Annotated in this window: 17 protein-coding genes and 2 pseudogenes; 6 read left to right on the plus strand and 13 right to left on the minus strand. The window is 55.3% G+C overall.

Annotated elements, in window-relative coordinates:
- Window positions 1–212: 212 nt before the first annotated feature.
- Window positions 213–485 carry a general stress protein gene (locus J2X72_RS25135; protein WP_405044767.1) on the plus strand — a complete coding sequence of 91 codons (273 nt, stop codon included), beginning with the start codon at window positions 213–215 and terminating at the stop codon, window positions 483–485.
- A 384-nt stretch (window positions 486–869) separates the two neighbouring features.
- On the opposite strand, the gene J2X72_RS22835 is transcribed toward J2X72_RS25135, so the two are convergent.
- Both J2X72_RS22835 and J2X72_RS22840 read right to left on the minus strand, forming a co-directional pair.
- On the minus strand, window positions 870–1,322 hold the full coding sequence (locus tag J2X72_RS22835) for a hypothetical protein (RefSeq protein ID WP_310075697.1): 453 nt from the start codon (window positions 1,320–1,322) through the stop codon (window positions 870–872).
- 115 nt (window positions 1,323–1,437) lie between these two features.
- Window positions 1,438–1,989: a DNA-3-methyladenine glycosylase gene (locus J2X72_RS22840; protein ID WP_210004799.1), complete on the minus strand. Its 552-nt coding sequence runs from the start codon at window positions 1,987–1,989 to the stop codon at window positions 1,438–1,440.
- 217 nt (window positions 1,990–2,206) lie between these two features.
- On the opposite strand from J2X72_RS22840, the gene J2X72_RS22845 reads away from it, so the two are divergent.
- Window positions 2,207–3,106: a hypothetical protein gene (locus J2X72_RS22845; RefSeq protein WP_210004798.1), complete on the plus strand. Its 900-nt coding sequence runs from the start codon at window positions 2,207–2,209 to the stop codon at window positions 3,104–3,106.
- Between the two features lie 269 nt (window positions 3,107–3,375).
- On the opposite strand, the gene J2X72_RS22850 is transcribed toward J2X72_RS22845, so the two are convergent.
- The 3 genes from J2X72_RS22850 to J2X72_RS22860 all read right to left on the minus strand — a co-directional run bounded on the left by J2X72_RS22850 (window position 3,376) and on the right by J2X72_RS22860 (window position 8,882).
- On the minus strand, window positions 3,376–4,461 hold the full coding sequence (locus tag J2X72_RS22850) for a diguanylate cyclase (RefSeq protein ID WP_310075700.1): 1,086 nt from the start codon (window positions 4,459–4,461) through the stop codon (window positions 3,376–3,378).
- Between the two features lie 126 nt (window positions 4,462–4,587).
- Entirely contained in the window at window positions 4,588–7,725 is a 3,138-nt protein-coding gene (locus J2X72_RS22855) for an efflux RND transporter permease subunit (protein WP_210004796.1), read from the minus strand.
- The gene (locus tag J2X72_RS22860; protein WP_310075704.1) at window positions 7,722–8,882 is read right to left on the minus strand and encodes an efflux RND transporter periplasmic adaptor subunit; all 1,161 of its coding nucleotides are present in this window, start codon (window positions 8,880–8,882) and stop codon (window positions 7,722–7,724) included. The genes J2X72_RS22855 and J2X72_RS22860 overlap by 4 nt, the downstream gene beginning before the upstream one ends.
- Before the next feature lie 696 nt (window positions 8,883–9,578).
- Between J2X72_RS22860 and J2X72_RS22870 the strand changes: the two genes are divergently transcribed.
- The gene (locus J2X72_RS22870) at window positions 9,579–10,301 is read left to right on the plus strand and encodes a DUF2270 domain-containing protein (RefSeq protein WP_310075706.1); all 723 of its coding nucleotides are present in this window, start codon (window positions 9,579–9,581) and stop codon (window positions 10,299–10,301) included.
- Window positions 10,302–10,428: 127 nt separating this feature from the next.
- Here J2X72_RS22870 and J2X72_RS22875 read toward each other — a convergent pair.
- The 3 genes and pseudogenes from J2X72_RS22875 to J2X72_RS22885 all read right to left on the minus strand — a co-directional run.
- Window positions 10,429–10,679, minus strand: a pseudogene (locus J2X72_RS22875) (periplasmic nitrate reductase subunit alpha); the annotation flags it as partial.
- A gap of 94 nt (window positions 10,680–10,773) precedes the next feature.
- Window positions 10,774–11,817, minus strand: coding sequence for an ATP-dependent DNA ligase (locus J2X72_RS22880; protein ID WP_310075707.1), 1,044 nt, complete (start codon window positions 11,815–11,817; stop codon window positions 10,774–10,776).
- Window positions 11,818–11,853: 36 nt separating this feature from the next.
- Window positions 11,854–12,456, minus strand: a complete 603-nt coding sequence (locus tag J2X72_RS22885; RefSeq protein WP_310075709.1) for a flavodoxin family protein — start codon at window positions 12,454–12,456, stop codon at window positions 11,854–11,856.
- A gap of 657 nt (window positions 12,457–13,113) precedes the next feature.
- Between J2X72_RS22885 and J2X72_RS22890 the strand changes: the two genes are divergently transcribed.
- From J2X72_RS22890 to J2X72_RS22900, 3 genes are read left to right on the plus strand one after another with little or no spacing between them, the layout of a single operon-like run.
- On the plus strand, window positions 13,114–13,377 hold the full coding sequence (locus tag J2X72_RS22890; protein ID WP_210004788.1) for a GlsB/YeaQ/YmgE family stress response membrane protein: 264 nt from the start codon (window positions 13,114–13,116) through the stop codon (window positions 13,375–13,377).
- Between the two features lie 44 nt (window positions 13,378–13,421).
- The gene (locus J2X72_RS22895; RefSeq protein WP_210004786.1) at window positions 13,422–13,772 is read left to right on the plus strand and encodes a hypothetical protein; all 351 of its coding nucleotides are present in this window, start codon (window positions 13,422–13,424) and stop codon (window positions 13,770–13,772) included.
- Window positions 13,769–14,722, plus strand: a complete 954-nt coding sequence (locus J2X72_RS22900; RefSeq protein WP_310075711.1) for an adenylate/guanylate cyclase domain-containing protein — start codon at window positions 13,769–13,771, stop codon at window positions 14,720–14,722. Before J2X72_RS22895 ends, J2X72_RS22900 begins: the two co-directional genes overlap by 4 nt.
- A gap of 336 nt (window positions 14,723–15,058) precedes the next feature.
- On the opposite strand, the gene J2X72_RS22905 is transcribed toward J2X72_RS22900, so the two are convergent.
- The 5 genes and pseudogenes from J2X72_RS22905 to J2X72_RS22925 form a co-directional block, all read right to left on the minus strand.
- On the minus strand, window positions 15,059–15,265 hold the full coding sequence (locus J2X72_RS22905; protein WP_210004782.1) for a CsbD family protein: 207 nt from the start codon (window positions 15,263–15,265) through the stop codon (window positions 15,059–15,061).
- 123 nt (window positions 15,266–15,388) lie between these two features.
- Entirely contained in the window at window positions 15,389–15,547 is a 159-nt protein-coding gene (locus tag J2X72_RS22910) for a hypothetical protein (protein ID WP_210004780.1), read from the minus strand.
- 233 nt (window positions 15,548–15,780) lie between these two features.
- Window positions 15,781–16,014 carry a hypothetical protein gene (locus J2X72_RS22915; RefSeq protein WP_210004779.1) on the minus strand — a complete coding sequence of 78 codons (234 nt, stop codon included), beginning with the start codon at window positions 16,012–16,014 and terminating at the stop codon, window positions 15,781–15,783.
- Window positions 16,015–16,602: 588 nt separating this feature from the next.
- Window positions 16,603–16,791, minus strand: a complete 189-nt coding sequence (locus J2X72_RS22920) for a hypothetical protein (protein WP_210004777.1) — start codon at window positions 16,789–16,791, stop codon at window positions 16,603–16,605.
- Window positions 16,792–16,832: 41 nt separating this feature from the next.
- Window positions 16,833–17,019, minus strand: a pseudogene (locus tag J2X72_RS22925) (hypothetical protein); the annotation flags it as partial.

Raw genomic sequence — 17,019 nt, forward strand, 5'->3', positions numbered from 1 at the left:
CGCCACATTGGAAGCGATTTTAGCCAACGCCTTTGCCAACGCTGGACCAAACCCATGTCCGATAACGCACAGTCCGACACAAATCAGGAACATTTTGCTTTGGCTTTTGGTTGGGGAATAGCGGGGGAATCGAGAGGCAACAGGAGGAAAGTATGCCGAATAACAATGAACGTAACCAACAGGGTGATACCTCAAGCCGCGGCTTTGCATCTATGGATGACGACAAGCAGCGCGAGATCGCAAGCCAAGGCGGAAAGCAATCCGGTGGCAACTTCAAGAATGATCCGCAACGCGCAGCGGAAGCTGGTCGAGAAGGAGGCCAGCAAACTGGCGGTGATCGGGAATCCAGTCAACAGTCCGGTGGCAACCGCGAAAGTGAGCAACGAACCGCTGAAGAAGGTCGGGGCGACCGACATCAGGGTGGAAACTTCGCGGACGATCCCGAACGTGCTCGCGAAGCGGGCCGCAAGGGTGGACAAAGCTGAACGCTTAACTCTGTGATAGCGGCCGGGACATCCCGGCCGCGCAGAGTGGAATCAGCTACGCAGGCCTCTTGTGATTACAGCGGCTCCCGGCCGCAATTAAACTTTCCGTTCCGTAGACAAATGAACATCGATTAGTTGCAGGATCGCTCTACGCGCCTCATGAGCAGGCCAACCGATCGAAACAGCATCGTCCAGTAGCCGCTTCAATGCTGGTCCGGCATGAGTTAAGAATTCAACTTCCAAGCTCTCCTGGCAATCCAGATCATCACGGTCGTCCTGGGGTGGCATTATTGGCATAGCGAATTCCCATTGGCATTTGCAGTCTTCCTGAGGTTGCTCGCTCTCGCACGTGAACGTCTCATACGGCGCCGAATAACGATGCCTTTAAATCTCGACTGGTTTAATATTGTCCACGCTGATTGACCCGCGTAAAACGCCTCGTACCAGATCGGTTCGATCCGTTTCAACTTCAACTACAGTATAGAGTTTGTCATCTCTGAACGCACTGGCGTTGAACGTCGTCACATCGTCAGCTGGCGCTGAATCGATTTCCATAAAGTCGAGTTCGCGCCCTGCGGCAACAACTCTGGCGTCGCCCGAGGTGCGGGCAACCACAAGCACCTCCCCTTGATTAGGCGAGTTTTGCCAACGCGGATCATCAGCGGACGCCGTCGGTACTAGCCGGTAAAGGTGGAGCGTCTCACCCCTTCCCGGCAGGGGCGATGCACGGCTCTCAGCGTCCGCAATTTGCGCATGGCTTTCCACGGAACGGCCAAAGGTTGTGGCACTGCTTCTGGCGAACGCCTCGTCACCATCCGCTATCTTGTCCTTCGACATCAAATGCCTCTTGCTGCGTTTACCTGCAACCTCAAACGCCATGGTGTCGGGAATGTTCCGCGCTGGCCTCTCACAGGCTGGACGTTGCGCTCCTGGGACGAAAACCCCTATATCCTCACAGCTCAAACTTTTTACTTACAAAGCGAGAACCGTGGAGCCCAAAACGCCAGGGTGTTTCGGCGGCCCGGCTGATGCCGATGCGTATTCCACTGCAAACCTGGACATGTTCATGCCTCCGGGTGAACGAAAATGGCGCCTCTAGCAGCGATATTCCGTCGTGCGATTTTTGGATGCCTAGTGCTTGTGCGACTTTACCGGGCCCTGAACACAGTTGGCCGATATCGTCCGTGGCTCGCCGGGACCGCATCGTTTCGATACCGTGAGTTGGTTCGATCGCCCTGATCAGAACGGCGGATCCGGGAATGCAAACCAGGTTCAGACACCAATGAATACCGTAAGAACGGTAGACATACGCGTGACCAGCCGGTCCAAACATGGTCTTGTTTCCGGGCGTCGGACCCCTGAAGCTATGCGATGCTGGATCATCTTGGGAATAGGCTTCAGTCTCCGCAATGCGTCCCCCAATGTTCTCGACAAACATCGACATGCCAATCAAATCCCGTCCGACCGCTTCCGCATCTCGGCGGAAAAACCCTGAATCAATCATTCCATCTCTCTGTTTTCGTTTTTGGAGGGAACCAATCTGTCTCGCGTAGCCTTTATTAATTGCGGCGGGACACTATCCAAGCGTCCTTCCGCAATATTGTTCCGACGAAAGCAAACTATAGGAGGTTTTTATGGGTCGCGGCATTCTTCTTTGGTTACTCGGAGTTCCGATTCCAATCATCCTGCTCCTCTTTCTGTTCATGCGATAGGAGAGCAAAATGTCCCTCACCGATCTGCAGGCGGATGTTGATGCGTCCGTCGAAGCGAATGCGAGTGCCGTCAGCTGGGGTCCGATTTTTGCAGGAGCTGTGACTGCTGCAGCCGTAACATTGCTTTTGACCCTGTTGGGCTCAGGTTTTGGATTGACGATGATCACGCCGTGGTCATCTGAAAACCCTTCGGCTACGTCCTTTGCCGTTTCCACCGCGATCTGGCTGATCCTCGTTCAATGGATATCGGCCGGTGTCGGCGGTTATTTAACGGGTCGCCTCAGAACAAAATGGGCGGGAATCCATACCAACGAAATCTACTTTCGCGACACCGCTCATGGCTTCATCGCATGGGCGCTCGCAACTTTGTTGGTTGCCGCTGTGCTCGGGTCTGCTGTTTCGTCAACAATCCACGCCGGTGTGCAGGCGGCATCCAATGTTGCTGCCGGAGCCACAAATGCTGCCACCGCGGCGGCCAGCGCTGCCTCAAACGATACATCCGTCTCCTACTTCGTTGATAGTTTGCTACGGCCATCCTCGCCTGCATCGGCAACGCCGGAACGTGCAGGGGATGCAAATGCAGAGGTATCACGCATTTTGTTGAACGCGGCAGCTACTGGAACGCTTCCTCCCGAAGATCGGACGTACCTTGACCAGTTGGTCGCGGCGCGCAGCGGTCTGAGCGAGGCAGATGCGAAGGCACGTGTAGATGCCGTTCTCGCACGGGCAGATGCCGCCAAAAAATCGGCAGCGGAGGCAGTAGACGGTGCAAGAAAGGCCGCAGCCGCCGCGGCGTTTATGGCAGCCTTCTCATTGCTGCTCGGAGCGTTTATCGCAAGCGTGGCAGCTGCTCTTGGTGGTAAACAGCGCGATGATGACGAAACATTATTATCTGTTGGCGTCAGATAGGCCGGCGTCGCCAAACTACACGCGAGCTGCTTTCACCCACGAAATGCCTCGTGACGTTGGATGAGATACGGATATGGCAAAGGCGGGAGTGTGCTCTCGCCTGAAGCCATTATCATCTACAGACCCTGGTCCGCATGCGAAACGTAAGACGTGAACGGTCGATGCTCCATGAATCTTGGCGATGTCAGACGAATCAAGAGCCAAAGCCCCTGTTGACTGGCGTGAACCTCCCGTGGAAGAAGGGCTGTAACAGGCGTTCCAGCCCGATATCAGGCAACTTCAACTCTGTTCCTGCCGCCGCTTTTTGCGCGATATAACGCTTTGTCTGCCGCCTTCACCACGTCGTTCATATCACTCATCTTGACGCCTAAAACCGCAACACCCGCACTGACCGTGACCCTTACGCTTTGGCCGCCCAAATCATGCTCCGCCTCGGCAATTAGATTACGGATCCGTTCGGCAAAATCAGTAGCGATCGAGAGCGGCGTGTTTGGCATCAGCAACGCGATTTCTTCGCCGCCATAGCGGACGACGAGATCGGATTTGCGCACATTGCTCCGGATCAAGGCCGCCACGTCCGCAAGAACCAAATCGCCCATATCATGGCCCCAGCGATCATTGATCATCTTGAAGTGATCAATATCGATCAGGATCAACCCACATTTGCGTGCTTTCAGCTTATTGTCATTCATTGCCCGCAATGAGGCCTGTTCAAATGCCCTGCGATTCTGCAGCTTTGTCAGGGGATCGATGCTGGCCTCGTGCTCTAGCGCCCGCATCAAACTCTGTCGCGTTTTCTCCCTCTCCAGAAAACTGCTGGTGATTATGATGCTCACCATATTGGCAGCCATCAATGCCAGAAGCGGAATACCAACGATCCCAGAGACAATTTCAGAGGGCAACATGATAATTGTTACAAAGGAACCGGACGCCGCAATCCCAATAAACGCCGATCGCAGCGGTCCGATTTTGAGGCGTCGCAGCGGAATCATGGCACAGGCCACCCCAATGAGACTGCTCAGCACGATTGATGCCGTCCCAGCCATGGCTCCCGTGCCGCCAATCCAAAGCCGATAAGCAACGACGATTGCGGTAGCAATGATAGTCCCGATCGGTCCGCCATAGGTATAGGAGAGCACGAGGAGCGCCGTACGGGCATCATAAAATACTCCGGGGGCAAATGAGATCGGATCACTCATCGAAGCAAGGCCACCAAGACCGAAAAGGCAGCCAACGGCAGCTCCCAATGCGATGCGCCTTGAAAAGGTCCGGATGACGAAGGAATAACCGAGGACGACAAGCGCCGTGATCCCGAACATGCCAACGATGCCAGTGGACAAGTTGCCCAGATCCATTCGTACCTCTGCGTTTGGTTGCCAATATTTAGCGCTATCCGCTTAGCATTGTATGAATCGATCGGCCACCCGCGCACAGCTTCAATCTGCATCCTGAATGTTCAAGGGCATTTGGCGCCTCGTCCCCTAGCTTCGCGCGGGGTTATCCCCAATTCCGAAAAGCCGCCGCTTCACAGTTTCCCTTACCGTCTGGACAAGAACGTAAAGAACCGGAATCAGCAGAAGGCCGACGATCGTGCCCAAAATCAGCCCGCCGAATACTGTCGCTCCAATCGAGCGTCGGCTGCCGGCTCCCGCGCCCGTTGCGATTACCAGCGGTATTACGCCCAATATTGATGCCGCAGCCGTCATCAGCACCGGTCGAAACCGTTCGGAGGTTCCAGCCACTGCCGCTTCCATCGTTCCCATCCCCTCTTCGCGCCGTTCCTTCGCGAACTCGACAATGAGAATGGCGTTTTTGGCGGCGAGGCCGATCAGCAGCAGCAGGCCGATCTGAGCATAGATATTGAGGTCAATTTCAGCTACCAGAAGCGCAAAAAGCGCACCAAGCACAGCAACCGTCACCGAGAGCATGACGGCAAGCGGGATGCTCCAGCTTTCATATTGGGCAACGAGGAACAAATAGGTGAAAAGGATTCCCATGAGCACAATAACCGTGATCTGGCCTCCTGCCTGTTTCTCCTGAAGCGCAAGTCCGGTCCACTCGAAGCCGAAGCCGGACGGCAAAACCTGATCCGCCAATGTTGCCATGGCTGTCAGGGCCTGCCCCGTGCTCGCCCCGGGGGCGGCCTGCCCGTTGACGGCCGCCGCGGGAAACAGGTTGTAGCGGCTGATGGCATTGGGGCCATAGGCAGTCGCTGCGGTCAAGAGCGCTTGCAAGGGTAGGAGTGCCCCGCTTTGGCTACGGACTCGCAGCCTTTGAATATCCTCTATCCGGGTTCGGAACTCGGGTTCGTCCTGGAGGCGTACCTGGTAGACGCGCGAGAATATGTTGAAGTCATCAACGTAAGAAGACCCGAGATGCGCCTGCAGTGCGGTGAAGATCGTCGCCGGGGAAACCCCGTAGAGCTCCGCGCGCTTGCGGTCGACATCCAGAAATATCTGGGGAACATCCGCAGAGAACGTACTGAAGACACCCGCCAGCCCAGGTGTCTGGTTTGCCTTGACTATAAGGCCCCGCATCGCTTCAGCCAGCTCTTCCGGGCTTTGGCCGCCGCGTGCCTGTAGCCGCATGTCGAAACCACCCGTTGTTCCGAGGCCGGGGATGGCGGGTGGATTGAAGGGCACGATGGACGCGGTCGAAATCCTGGCAAACTCTAAGCGCAGTCGGCTCATAATGGCTTCGACGTCCTCGCCGGAACCGCGTTCGCTCCATGGCTTCAGCGCAGCGATGACCATGCCAGCGTTTGATCCGCTGCCGCCAATCATGCTCATTCCGGAAATTCCGATGGAGTTGGCGACGCCGGGTGTCCGCTGCAACACCGAAACGACGCTCGCCATAGTCTGCTGCGTCCTTTCGAGTGACGCGGCGTTCGGTAGCTGGACGTTGACGAACAGGTATCCCTGGTCCTCGCTGGGCACGAAGCCCGTTGGAAGGAGGCGATAGAGCCCGTAAATCCCGCCGAAGACGATCAGGAAGATAGCCGCCGCGACCGGCAGCCTTCTGCCAATGGCGGAAAGCAGTTGGAGGTAGAAATCGCGGGTGGCGGTAAGCCCCCGATTGAAATATCCGAACGGTCCGGCGCGTATGAGCTCCTGGGGCCGGAGCGTGAGCACGCAGAGGGCCGGGCTCAGGGTCAAGGCATTAATGGTCGAGAAAGTGATGGTGATGAGGATCGTGACCGCAAACTGCTGGTAGAGCTGCCCGGTAATGCCAGGCAGGAAGACAATCGGGACGAAAAGCGCCGCGAGCACGAGTGTGGTCGCTACGATAGGACCCGTGACCTGCCTCATGGTGCGTACCGTGGCGTCGCGTACCCCGAGCTGTCCCTCTTTCATAATGCGCTGCACATTTTCGGCGACGATAATGGCATCGTCCACGACGAGGCTGATCGCGAGCACCATGGCAAAAAGCGTAATTGTATTGGCAGAGTAGCCAAGCAGGTAGAGAACGGCGAACGCTCCTATCAGCGACACAGGAATCGTCAGAGTTGGAATAATTGTCGCGCGCCAGTCCTGCAGGAAGACATAGGTGACAGCGACCACAAGCGCGAAAGTGATCGCCAGCGTGAGCCCGATCTCCTTGATCGTCTCCGTCAAAAACGTTGTCGTGTCGAAAACGACCGTATAGGCCATATCGTCAGGAAACTGTGCCGACAGCGTTTGCAGTTGGGAACGAACCGCGTTGGCGACGGCAAGCGCGTTGGCATCGGAGGATTGATAGACGACGACAGTGGCGCTGGTCTGTCCATTGAATGTGGAGGCGGTGTCATAGGATTGCGCGCCGAGTTCCACGCGGGCGACATCGCGGAGACGGACGATGGCTCCGTCCTTGTTCGTGCGAATGACAATGTTTCCGAACTCTGTCTCGTTTGTAAGACGGCCCCGCGCCGTTACTGTAAGCTCAAGCTGTTGACCGTGGACAGAGGGGGCAGATCCGAGTTGGCCTGCTGCCGCCTGAACGTTCTGTGATTGAATCATGGACGTCAGGTCGGCGGCTGTAACACCGAGGGCCTGCATGCGGTCGGGGTTCATCCAGATCCGCATACTATAGAGCGGCCCGAAAACACTGGCCTCGCCGACACCGGCCACGCGGGCAATGGCGTCTCTGACATTGATCGTCGCGTAGTTGCTGATGAAGATCTCGTCTCTGGTGCCCTTTGGTGAATAGAGAGCGATCCCCATCAGCATGCTTGAGGAGCGGCTTCTCACCGACACGCCCGTCTGCGTGACAGCAGCGGGAAGGCGCGAAGTCGCCATGGCGACGCGGTTCTGCACGTTCACCTGGGCTATCGCCGGATCGGTGCCTACTGCGAACGTGACGGTCAGCGAATAGGTCCCATTATTGCTGCTTGACGAGGACATGTAAAGCATGTCCTCCACGCCGTTGACTTGGTCCTCGATCGGCGCGCCAACGCTGTCGGTGAGCACGCTCGCGCTCGCGCCGGGATAACTTGCCGTGACTTGCACCTCAGGGGGCGTTATCTGCGGGAACTGTGCGACGGCAATTTGCGTGAGGGCCAGCGCCCCGGCAATGGTCATAACGACCGCGATCACTATCGCCAATCTCGGCCGCCCGATGAACGGTGCCGAGATGTCTTTCATTGCTTCGCCCCTGGTAATGATGGGGTGAAGCCGCTGCTCGAAGGATCCTCAAGCGGGTCGCTGACCTCAGTGACTCTGACGACGGTGCCGGGAGAAGCATTCTGTATACCCTCCACAACGAGCTTTTCGCCGCCTTTGAGTCCGTCGTCGACGATCCAGTTTCTCCCCTTTTGGGTTGAGACGGTTATCCTGCGCGTTTCTACCTTGCTCTCGGCGTCGACGACAAACACAAATTTGCCTTCACGGTCTTGCTGAACCGCACCGACCGGCACCACGGGCCGCAAATTTTGCTTGAGTTCCTGCACGAGCACGGTGACGAACTGCCCCGGCACGAGAAGCGACTGCGAATTGTGAAACAGAACGCGGACGGCGATCGTGCCGGTCTGTGCATCGATTTGATTCTCGAAGTATTCGATCTCGCCGGCCTCATCGTACTGACTGCCGTTCGACAGCCGCAGACCAGTCCTGAACTGCTTTGCTAGCGCATCTTTGCTTAAGCCCCCGGCCGCTGCGCGAAGGTCGAGTATCGTCCGGTCGCTGACGGAAAACACCACACGAATCGGATCCATCTGGACCACGCGGGCCAAAGCACCAGATGAAGTTCCAACGAAGCTTCCCACCGAGAAAGCCGCCGTGCCGATCCGGCCGTCGATCGGGGATTTTATACGTGTATAGCTCAGATTGAGCTCTGCCTGACGCACCCTTGCTTCGGCCGACATGACCGTCGACCTTGCCGTTTCCAGCGCGGTCTCGCTCTGCTCAAGAATTGATTGGGCGATGGTCTGCCTGTTTATAAGGGAGCGGTTGCGCTGCAGCTGCCGGTCCGCGTCGACGAAAGTGGCCTTGGCACTGACAAGGGCAGCCTGCGCCTCCGCTAGAGTAATCTCATAGCTGCTTCTTTCGATAAGGAAGAGGTCCTGGTCCTTCTGGACAGCTGAGCCTTCGTTGAAGAACCTGTTTTCGAGGAAGCCGTCGATACGCGTCAAAATATCAACGGCGTTGACGGCTTCGACGCGACCAATGAATTCAGTCGAGCGCGAGGTGTCTTTGACTTGGACAAGCTCAATGCCAACAATGGGAGCATCCTGAGCCAGCGCACCGTCTCCAAGGCTCAGGACAACAAGAATGGCCAGTGGTCCTGTCCAACGCCATGTCAAGATTGTCTTTCCTTTCATGTGCTGCGATTTGCCACTTGGCTTGACCGAACGACCCCGAACTATCTCCCCCTCTTCCAATCCTGCGCACATCGACGACGCGGCCATTGTTTGGTGGTCAGAGCAACGATGGGCGCCGTCCTTGGAGTTAGTTCAATGGGATCAGGTCAGCACAAAGAGAGCACATGGCACAGTACGTAACGGTTACATACTGAAGTGTCTCGGTCCGCGGCCAACCAGGAGCGGAGGCGTCAACAATTGTTGCAACGCATTTAATCAAGGTCTTCCTCAGGGCAAAGACATGATGTTGGGACGGGGTAGAGCGCCTCATTCTGTCTTTCAATGAAGCTGCCAAAAGACTAGCAATGCCGGTACTGCAGTCACCTCGATAATCAGCGAAAGTGGCAAGCCTGACCGAGAATAGTCGCCGAATCTGTAGCCCGGCTCCATAGCCAGCGTACTGCACCGGTGGCCGATGGGTGTTAGGGAATCGCAGCCGGTACCGTGACCCGAGTTTGATTACCCGGTGTTTGCCCGACATAACCGCCTCAATAGTGACGCCTTCAAAATATCGAACGAGCATTTTTTTACTCTAAGTTCTCTTGACTCTCTTCAACCTCCAGAACGAAACTAGAACGCGAAGCCATTATTGAGGCTTCAATTAAATAAATACGGGGAGGATTTTGCTGGGAGGTGGATATGAACGAACCTCTGGAACAACTACCGGTCAGCGACACGGCGACTAGATGGTCAGTCCCGCCGTTTCCAGCCACATCAGCCGAGTACATCACGGTATTGGCGCATTATCACCGCGCCGAGATGGGCCGCATGGCAGGATGGCGAGACCGGATCGACCGCACAACCAACTGGGCCATTACCGGCGTTGCAGCCATGCTATCGCTGTCGTTGTCCTCGCCGACGTCGCATCACGGCGTCCTTCTGTTCGCAATGGTGCTGGTGCAACTTCTGCTGATCATCGAGGCGCGACGCTATCGGTTCTTCGATGTCTACCGCGGACGAGTGCGCCGACTGGAGAAACACTATTTTGCTCAGGTCTTTGCACCCCTGCCAGAGTTGGACAGCGACTGGGCGCGCCTACTCGGGCAAGATTTACGCAAACCGCAATTCCTAATCTCCATCCGGGCGGCGATGTCGCGGCGATTGCGCCGTAATTATTTGTGGATGTTCGTCGTTCTCCTTCTGGCTTGGATACTGAAAATCTCGACGCCTAAATTGCAGGATGACGGGGTGGCACTCGATGTTGCGCGATCACTCCATGAGATTGTGGCGAACGCCGCATTCGGGCCATTACCGGGCTGGGCCGTATTGCTCGGGGTAATTGCCTTCTACTGCTGGCTCGCGTACGCCGCCGTGCTTGCTGGCGACGCTGACAAGAAAGAGCACGGCGAGGTTCATGTCTGATGGAGGGCGAAAGCAGCGCACTTGATGCATTTTGCAGTCCCCGGTGAACTCTATCGGCAGCCATCTGGCGTCGATTGTGTGCTCCGGAGTGACAGCGACAATATCGATAAACGTCGAAACCATCGCAAACCTTGACGTGGCCGTGGCCTAGAAGGCGGTCGGCGATGCCCGTCCAGAGGATCGGATGCATCTCTGCCATGTTCGAATGCATAGGCCACGGAGGCCATGAGGTGCCGTGCATTCGGGTCGAATTTATTCGAGCGGAAGCCGGCCCGCATGAGCAGCATAGCCTTCGAAGATCGTCCATTGTACGGATCCAAACATTCCGACAGCTGTTGGGCCCTTGTCCTTCAGCAAGCTAAGGAGCTCATCCAATAATTAGTTTGTCAGCCACGCTGCAGGTTCCACTGTCGAATAAGGTCCGCCCCGAGGAGGCTTCAGCACCATAATTCAATGAATCTGGTTCAAGGAACTAAACAAGCTGTTCAAAGGTACATTGATCTGGCCGCTTGTCGGGTCGCCAGCGCATCAGTTTGGTGCCATGGCGAAAGCGGTTGCCTGTAATATGGTCGAATCGTACCTCGACGACTAGCTCCGGGCGCAACGGCTCCCACTCACCACTCCTTTTGGTACTCCATCGGCTGGTGCCTCCGGGTGATTTCCCGGTAAAGCCAGGGGGCTCACGCAGTGACTCGAGCCGCTTGGTCAAAGCCGCGCGCTCGCTGTCCCGAATTGTGGAGGTGAAGCCGACATGATTGAGTTTTCCAATTTTGTCGTAAAGGCCAAGAAGCAGAGACCCGACCTCGCGGGATTGGCTTTCATAGCGAAAGCCTCCGACAACGCAGTCGGCGGTGCGTAGCCGCTTCACCTTGACCATGGTTCGCTCACCCGCCTCGTACATTCCCTCAAGCTGTTTCGCCACGACGCCGTCGGAGCCTCCATGGCCGGCTTCGGACAGCCATTTCACCGCTTGCTCCACCTGTCTTGTTGTCGGGGAAAGGACAATGTTTTCCATAGACGCGTCCTGCTGAAGTCGATGAAAAAGCTGTTCCAGTATCGTCCGGCGCTGGGACAGAGGTTGGTCGAGGACAGGACTGCCATCTTCAGAGGCAAGCAAGTCAAACACTATGAACTTGGCAGGGGTTTCGCTGGCCAGCTTTCGTATCCGACTTTCCGCGGGATGAAGTCGCATCTGCAAAGCATCAAACGCGGGCTGACCGTCAACTTCAACGACAAGCTCACCATCGACTACAAATCTCTCAGATTGCCAGTTGCGCAAACGGGTGATCATCTCAGGAAAATAACGTCCCAGGGGCTTACCGGACTTTGCTCTGAGTTCGATCTGACTGCCCTCCTTGAAGGCCAGGCAGCGAAAGCCGTCCCATTTGGGCTCGTATTGCCAGTTGGCGCCTTCAGGCAACTCTTCAGCGGAACGCGCTTCCATTGGCGGCGTATCGAGAGGTAACGCAAAGAGGCGCGCTTCCTGGCTTCTGGACGTCTTTGGGGTTTTCGCCATCTAAGGACCTCGGTGTGTCTCGGGGGTCAGACTTGTTTATTTACCCGGATAAGGTTGGTCCTTTAACAGGTATGCAAGGTGAGCAGTGTTTCGCGCCAGCATTGCAACTGCGTCAGCGACTTGTTTAGGAACCTTTTTTAAGTCAATAAAATCAGTGCTACCCATCGCCTCGCCCACCCAATAAGCAACCGCATTGGGTGCAATGGAAAAGCCGACATCGTTCAACGCCTGATACAACTCTGCTGAGACATGGTGTGCTCCATCTTCGTTACCGACGACTGCAATCGCCGCAACCTTCCCATAAGACGGCATTCTTCCCTTATCATCAGTTTCTTCCAAGAAAGCATCCATGCGCTCAAGTGCCCGTTTGCAAACACTTGACGGCTGTCCCAACCAGATGGGGGTGCCAAGGATCAAAATATCCGCATCCATGATCTGTTTTCTCAAATCGGGCCAATCATCCCCGTCACCCTCATCGGATCTCACGCCAGGCTTGATGTTCAGTTGAGCCAACCTGACGCTTGACGTGGTGATATCCAGTGCTTTGAAAGCTTGAATGACCAGATCAAGCATCCGTTGGGTAGACGATTCGCCGTTGGCCTTCAGGGTACAATTTATTGCTAGAACATTGAGAGGCATGTCATTCCTACGGGCGTTGAGTGCTAGTCTGACTATGGCCAAGGAACTGTTGCGCACCAGGAAAGTTCCACCTGGCCTCAATTGCAGGTTTGGTTGAGGTGAAAACTTCCACGTCCCCCGACACGAGCGGTGCATCGCACCGCCATTGAAGCCAGCGCCGGGTTCGTTGGATGTCACCGGCATGTTGGCTGGAACTGCAGCGGAGAACCCGGCCAGCGACAATTTCAGCTCAATAAATATTAAACGAGCTTTTTTGGGAACATTCTCAACTTTGCAAGGTTGGCCGCTTGTTGGAGAGCGTGGCGCTCTTCCGCACGGGGTCCGGTCTCGTTATGGGTTACCGCGGTGTCGGACCCCACCCCCTCGATAGACCATAGCCCTCCAGGTCTCTACTTGCCCAAACGCCCCATGCAATATCGCGGCATCAAAGACAGCAGCGCCGATGTTTCGCAACAGAAAGCCGGCGAAGGATATGATACTCCTAACGGCACGTCGCGTTCTGTCAGAGATTGAAGGATGAAGGCGCTGCTTATATCAAGCCGAAGAACGAAGGACCGCCAGTCCGCCCGACGGAATTCATGAAGTGTCATTTTCTTCCGGAACAAATTCTCCTTCTCAGGGTTGCATTTTTTTATCGTGTTATCTGGAGAAGTTGAAATGGAAAATGCCGGAATTGGATGGATCGCCGCGATCATAATAGGTGGTCTTGCAGGCTGGTTTGCCGAGATGTTTATGAAAAGCAATACAGGCATCATCATGAACGTCATTTTGGGGATCGTGGGGGCCGTCATAGCCAACGCGTTGCTATCGATTTTTGGCGTTATCCTTACAGGATGGCTGGGCTATTTGGTCGCCGGATTTATCGGAGCATGCATTCTCATCGCAGTGGGCCGGATGTTTCGAGGAACCAAGGCCGTATAGGCCTGGTACGACAAGAGTTTTCAAGACAACTACAGGATTGATCCATGCAAATCGAACCCACGCCCAATTCAGATGAAGCCGAAATCGAAAGCGACACTTACTTGGTTGACCAGGTTCTTGAACAACGCAAAAAAGCCCCGGGCGAAGCAACATCGCAAGATATCCCTTTGTCGGAGCAACTGGTGGCACTCCGGGCCGAGATTCGCCGTCTGGCGGCGTCGGCCAGTCTTATCACTGAAGAGGCAACTGCGATCTTGGCCCAAGCGCCGGCGCGGTTACGATCCGAGGGAGAACGACAATTTTACAAGCGCCCCGTCATTTCGCTGTTCGTAATTGGCATTTTGACCTTCCATCTTACCCAAGCATTTTTTGGCAGATCTCCCGGGAAAAGATGATCACCATGGAGGCCCCGCCGCTTGAAAGAAAACTCGTTGCGATTCTGGCAGCCGATGTCGAAGGGTATTCGCGATTGATGCATCAGGATGAAGAGGCCGCCCTGGCAACACTATCGTCTCACCGTTCAATCATCGACTCTATAATTGTTCAAGGCCGTGGAGAAATCTCCGGTACGGCGGGCGACAGCGTTCTGGCCGAGTTCGCCAGCGTCGTCGATGCCGTTCATTCCGCCGTACTAATCCAGCAGGCGCTGACCAAAGCCAACGCCACCTTGTCCCCGGATCGGAGAATGATGTTGCGTATCGGCATCAACGTTGGCGACGTGATGGTGAAGGATAACGGGATATTTGGTGATGGTGTCAATGTTGCCGCTCGTCTCGAGGCAATGGCGGAGCCCGGTAGCATTTGTGTGACCAGAGGAGTGCGTGATCATCTGCGTGACAGGGTGGACTACGAATTCGAGGATCTGGGAGAACACACAGTCAAGAATATTGCTCGGCCCGTCCGGGTATTCCGTGTTAAGTTCGACCGGAACGCTACTTCGCCGCTGCCTGTATCGGAGCCTGCTGATGGAAGATCCACTATTCAATTAACGGATATCGACGCCACCTCAGAAGGCCGCAATGCCGATCCAATCGAACTTGAATTTTGGAAATCGGTGGAAACGAGCGGTAACCATGACGAATATCGGGCGTATCTAAAACAATATCCCGATGGCAACTTCGCTGCACTTGCGAAAGCGCGTTTGGCAAAGCCGGCTTCAGCCAAACCAGATGTGACGGCTGACAGGGAGGTTGAGCTCGAATTCTGGACTTCAATCAAAGATGGCGACGTCGCAGCCAGTTTTGAGGCCTATCTGGAGAAGTACCCTGAGGGAGAGTTTAAGGCTCTCGCAAAAATCCGGTTGGGCGAGTTGTCTGAATCCCAAAATTTGCAGGACGATAAATAGCCTTCTTTCTGGTTCGGCGTGCACATGCGACGGTCCGGCCAACAATGACGAATGTCAAACGACCCAGCAACCGTCCTCCGCTATGCAGATAGGATCAGTTCATTTCTCCAAAGCACGATCTCGGCCCTGCCCGCTCTCTGAGCGGCAAAAAACATCGCCTGCCGCCAGCGTGCGATGGCCGACAGACTGACATCGTTGCGCGCTCTGCGATTTCTTCCAGGACCTGACCAAGGTTGTCCCGTTCACATAAGCCCTTCTGTGATATCGATGTAGGGGTTAGCCCGAACAAATGCCCCACTATTCGAAGATAATGGGGCACCAAATTCTACCCATTGACTACTGCCAGATTTGGCTGTTGTACCAATCGTCTACGTCCTTCTTGGCCTCATCTTTGGCTTTGCCGTAGCGTTCCTGGATTTTGCCTTCAAGTTGATCTCGTTTACCAGCAATTACGTCAAGGTCATCGTCGGTAAGCTTTCCCCACTGCTCTTTCACCTTGCCTTTGGCTTGCTTCCAATTGCCTTCCACCCGGTTCCAATCCATGGCGCATCTCCTTTTTGCAATGTTATCCAACGCATGACTCGAAGAAAAAGTTCCGCCGACAACGATGCTGGGAACCTCCGGCGCTCGGGAAGATATGCGGGCGAGATGCCCAACATGATCTGGCTAGGGCTTCCGGGGGTGCTCGCGCTCATCACCCTCAAGATCGGCTCGTTGGCCAGGAGTTGGCGGCTGCCCTGATGCCGGAAATGGCGTGTCTTTTGGCTTGGGCTTTTCCGGTAGAATATCGTTCTTGTCTGGTTTGGGCGGTGTGACAGGCGTCATTGGCTTATCTCTTTGCTGTTCTCTCGTGCAGTTTCAAACACCCTTGGAAACGCAAAGTTCCCTACGAAGACCCTGTGGCCATTCGAATCCCAACCGACAAGTCGTTGTCGAGCGTTGCAGACCAGTGGTGGAAACGCTACTTAAGAACGGCGAAATGCTCCGCAAAAACGAAAATCCTAGGCTAAGCAATTTTGGAATGAACCGGCTGGCTCCAGTTTGTGAGCTCGAAACGGTCATTTCATGTCGATAACCTCTCCGGCCGTATAGAAAATGATAGGAGGACCATATTCCTTTTCACCTGGCTTTGCGTCCTGGCTCCAGGCAATGACCCCTGCGTGCGTTGACGCCAAATCAGCGGCCACCTTCCGCGCCTGTTCTTCCGTGTCGAACCGTTGTGGTTCTTCAGGTCGGAACAACTCTCCAGCTTCACCTTGCTCAAAAACTGCTACAAAATAAATCTGCTTCATCTTCTATCCTTATAAGCGGCAACCCATTTCGACTGAAACGCGCCAGCCAATAGCGTGTTCCAGACGAAGGGTCAGCGCCATGGAGACACGGCGAAATTCGATTTTATATGGGAACGCCTTGTTCTCTGGAGGATTAGCGAGAGCTATCACCAAACGCTGGAGAAACCCACATGATCTCTTGGAACACGCCATCTCGATTGCTGTCAGCGCCGCCCGAGTTGGATCGACCGGAACAATGTTTTGCTATCGGAGTTCGTAGGCCTGTTGAGAGCGGGGACGTCTTCGGCAGAGGCTCGGCGTCACCGCCATTGCCCCCGCGTCGGGCTCACCTTTCGAATCTATATAGCCACTAGCTAAACCCGTCGACTCGCTGGGCTTGCAGTGGTATTGCCCATGTGTTGCAAGCGCTCCAAGCCAGCAGCTTGGGCCGACCTACAGGCGTACCAACGAGCCGAAGCGACGTTTGAGCCAGCAATCACCAAATTGCGCAACGAACCTTGACCATCGATCACCTCCTACGAAACGTCCGAATTCGGCGTTCATGATCAACCGTCTGTCGATGATCCGTTGGTAAGAGCGCAATTGCCTTCACAGGCGTTGCTTCTCTTCTGCGCTCTTGCCGTCGGAGCTTTTCGACCTTTCCTCAAAGCGATCTGCACCCTTGGCAAGGTCGGAACCTTTTTGCGACTCGACCTTCTTCTCGTCCGCTGCGGCGCTCTTTCTCAATCCGCGCGCGGCTTGCTTGCCTTTTTCTGTTGCAGCTTGCTCGACACCCATCGCATCTCCTCCTAGTTAGTGAACGAAGGCAGTACCTCATTTCAAGTATGGTCGGCTGACGTCGCATCCTTTATGCGTCCGCTTGCTGCTTCGTAGGCGTCGTCGACTACGGCTGCAGTCTGATCATAGATGTCTGACGCAGCCTCAGCGCCCTTGTCGAGAATGTCTTCTGCCTTATCGGAAATACTGTCTTTGACACTTTCCGCGGCTTCTCCCGCGACAGAATCC

The sequence above is a fragment of the Phyllobacterium sp. 1468 genome (assembly GCF_031455525.1).
In the GTDB taxonomy this organism is placed as follows: Bacteria; Pseudomonadota; Alphaproteobacteria; order Rhizobiales; family Rhizobiaceae; genus Phyllobacterium.

What these genes read in the sequence shown, in the direction of transcription:
- J2X72_RS25135 (WP_405044767.1), top strand. Translation starts at nt 213, where the DNA reads ATGGATGACGACAAGCAGCGCGAGATCGCAAGCCAAGGCGGAAAGCAA.
- J2X72_RS22835 (WP_310075697.1), bottom strand. Translation starts at nt 1,322, where the DNA reads ATGTCGAAGGACAAGATAGCGGATGGTGACGAGGCGTTCGCCAGAAGC.
- J2X72_RS22840 (WP_210004799.1), bottom strand. Translation starts at nt 1,989, where the DNA reads ATGATTGATTCAGGGTTTTTCCGCCGAGATGCGGAAGCGGTCGGACGG.
- J2X72_RS22845 (WP_210004798.1), top strand. Translation starts at nt 2,207, where the DNA reads ATGTCCCTCACCGATCTGCAGGCGGATGTTGATGCGTCCGTCGAAGCG.
- J2X72_RS22850 (WP_310075700.1), bottom strand. Translation starts at nt 4,461, where the DNA reads ATGGATCTGGGCAACTTGTCCACTGGCATCGTTGGCATGTTCGGGATC.
- J2X72_RS22855 (WP_210004796.1), bottom strand. Translation starts at nt 7,725, where the DNA reads ATGAAAGACATCTCGGCACCGTTCATCGGGCGGCCGAGATTGGCGATA.
- J2X72_RS22870 (WP_310075706.1), top strand. Translation starts at nt 9,579, where the DNA reads ATGAACGAACCTCTGGAACAACTACCGGTCAGCGACACGGCGACTAGA.
- J2X72_RS22880 (WP_310075707.1), bottom strand. Translation starts at nt 11,817, where the DNA reads ATGGCGAAAACCCCAAAGACGTCCAGAAGCCAGGAAGCGCGCCTCTTT.
- J2X72_RS22885 (WP_310075709.1), bottom strand. Translation starts at nt 12,456, where the DNA reads ATGCCTCTCAATGTTCTAGCAATAAATTGTACCCTGAAGGCCAACGGC.
- J2X72_RS22890 (WP_210004788.1), top strand. Translation starts at nt 13,114, where the DNA reads ATGGAAAATGCCGGAATTGGATGGATCGCCGCGATCATAATAGGTGGT.
- J2X72_RS22895 (WP_210004786.1), top strand. Translation starts at nt 13,422, where the DNA reads ATGCAAATCGAACCCACGCCCAATTCAGATGAAGCCGAAATCGAAAGC.
- J2X72_RS22900 (WP_310075711.1), top strand. Translation starts at nt 13,769, where the DNA reads ATGATCACCATGGAGGCCCCGCCGCTTGAAAGAAAACTCGTTGCGATT.
- J2X72_RS22905 (WP_210004782.1), bottom strand. Translation starts at nt 15,265, where the DNA reads ATGGATTGGAACCGGGTGGAAGGCAATTGGAAGCAAGCCAAAGGCAAG.
- J2X72_RS22910 (WP_210004780.1), bottom strand. Translation starts at nt 15,547, where the DNA reads ATGACGCCTGTCACACCGCCCAAACCAGACAAGAACGATATTCTACCG.
- J2X72_RS22915 (WP_210004779.1), bottom strand. Translation starts at nt 16,014, where the DNA reads ATGAAGCAGATTTATTTTGTAGCAGTTTTTGAGCAAGGTGAAGCTGGA.
- J2X72_RS22920 (WP_210004777.1), bottom strand. Translation starts at nt 16,791, where the DNA reads ATGGGTGTCGAGCAAGCTGCAACAGAAAAAGGCAAGCAAGCCGCGCGC.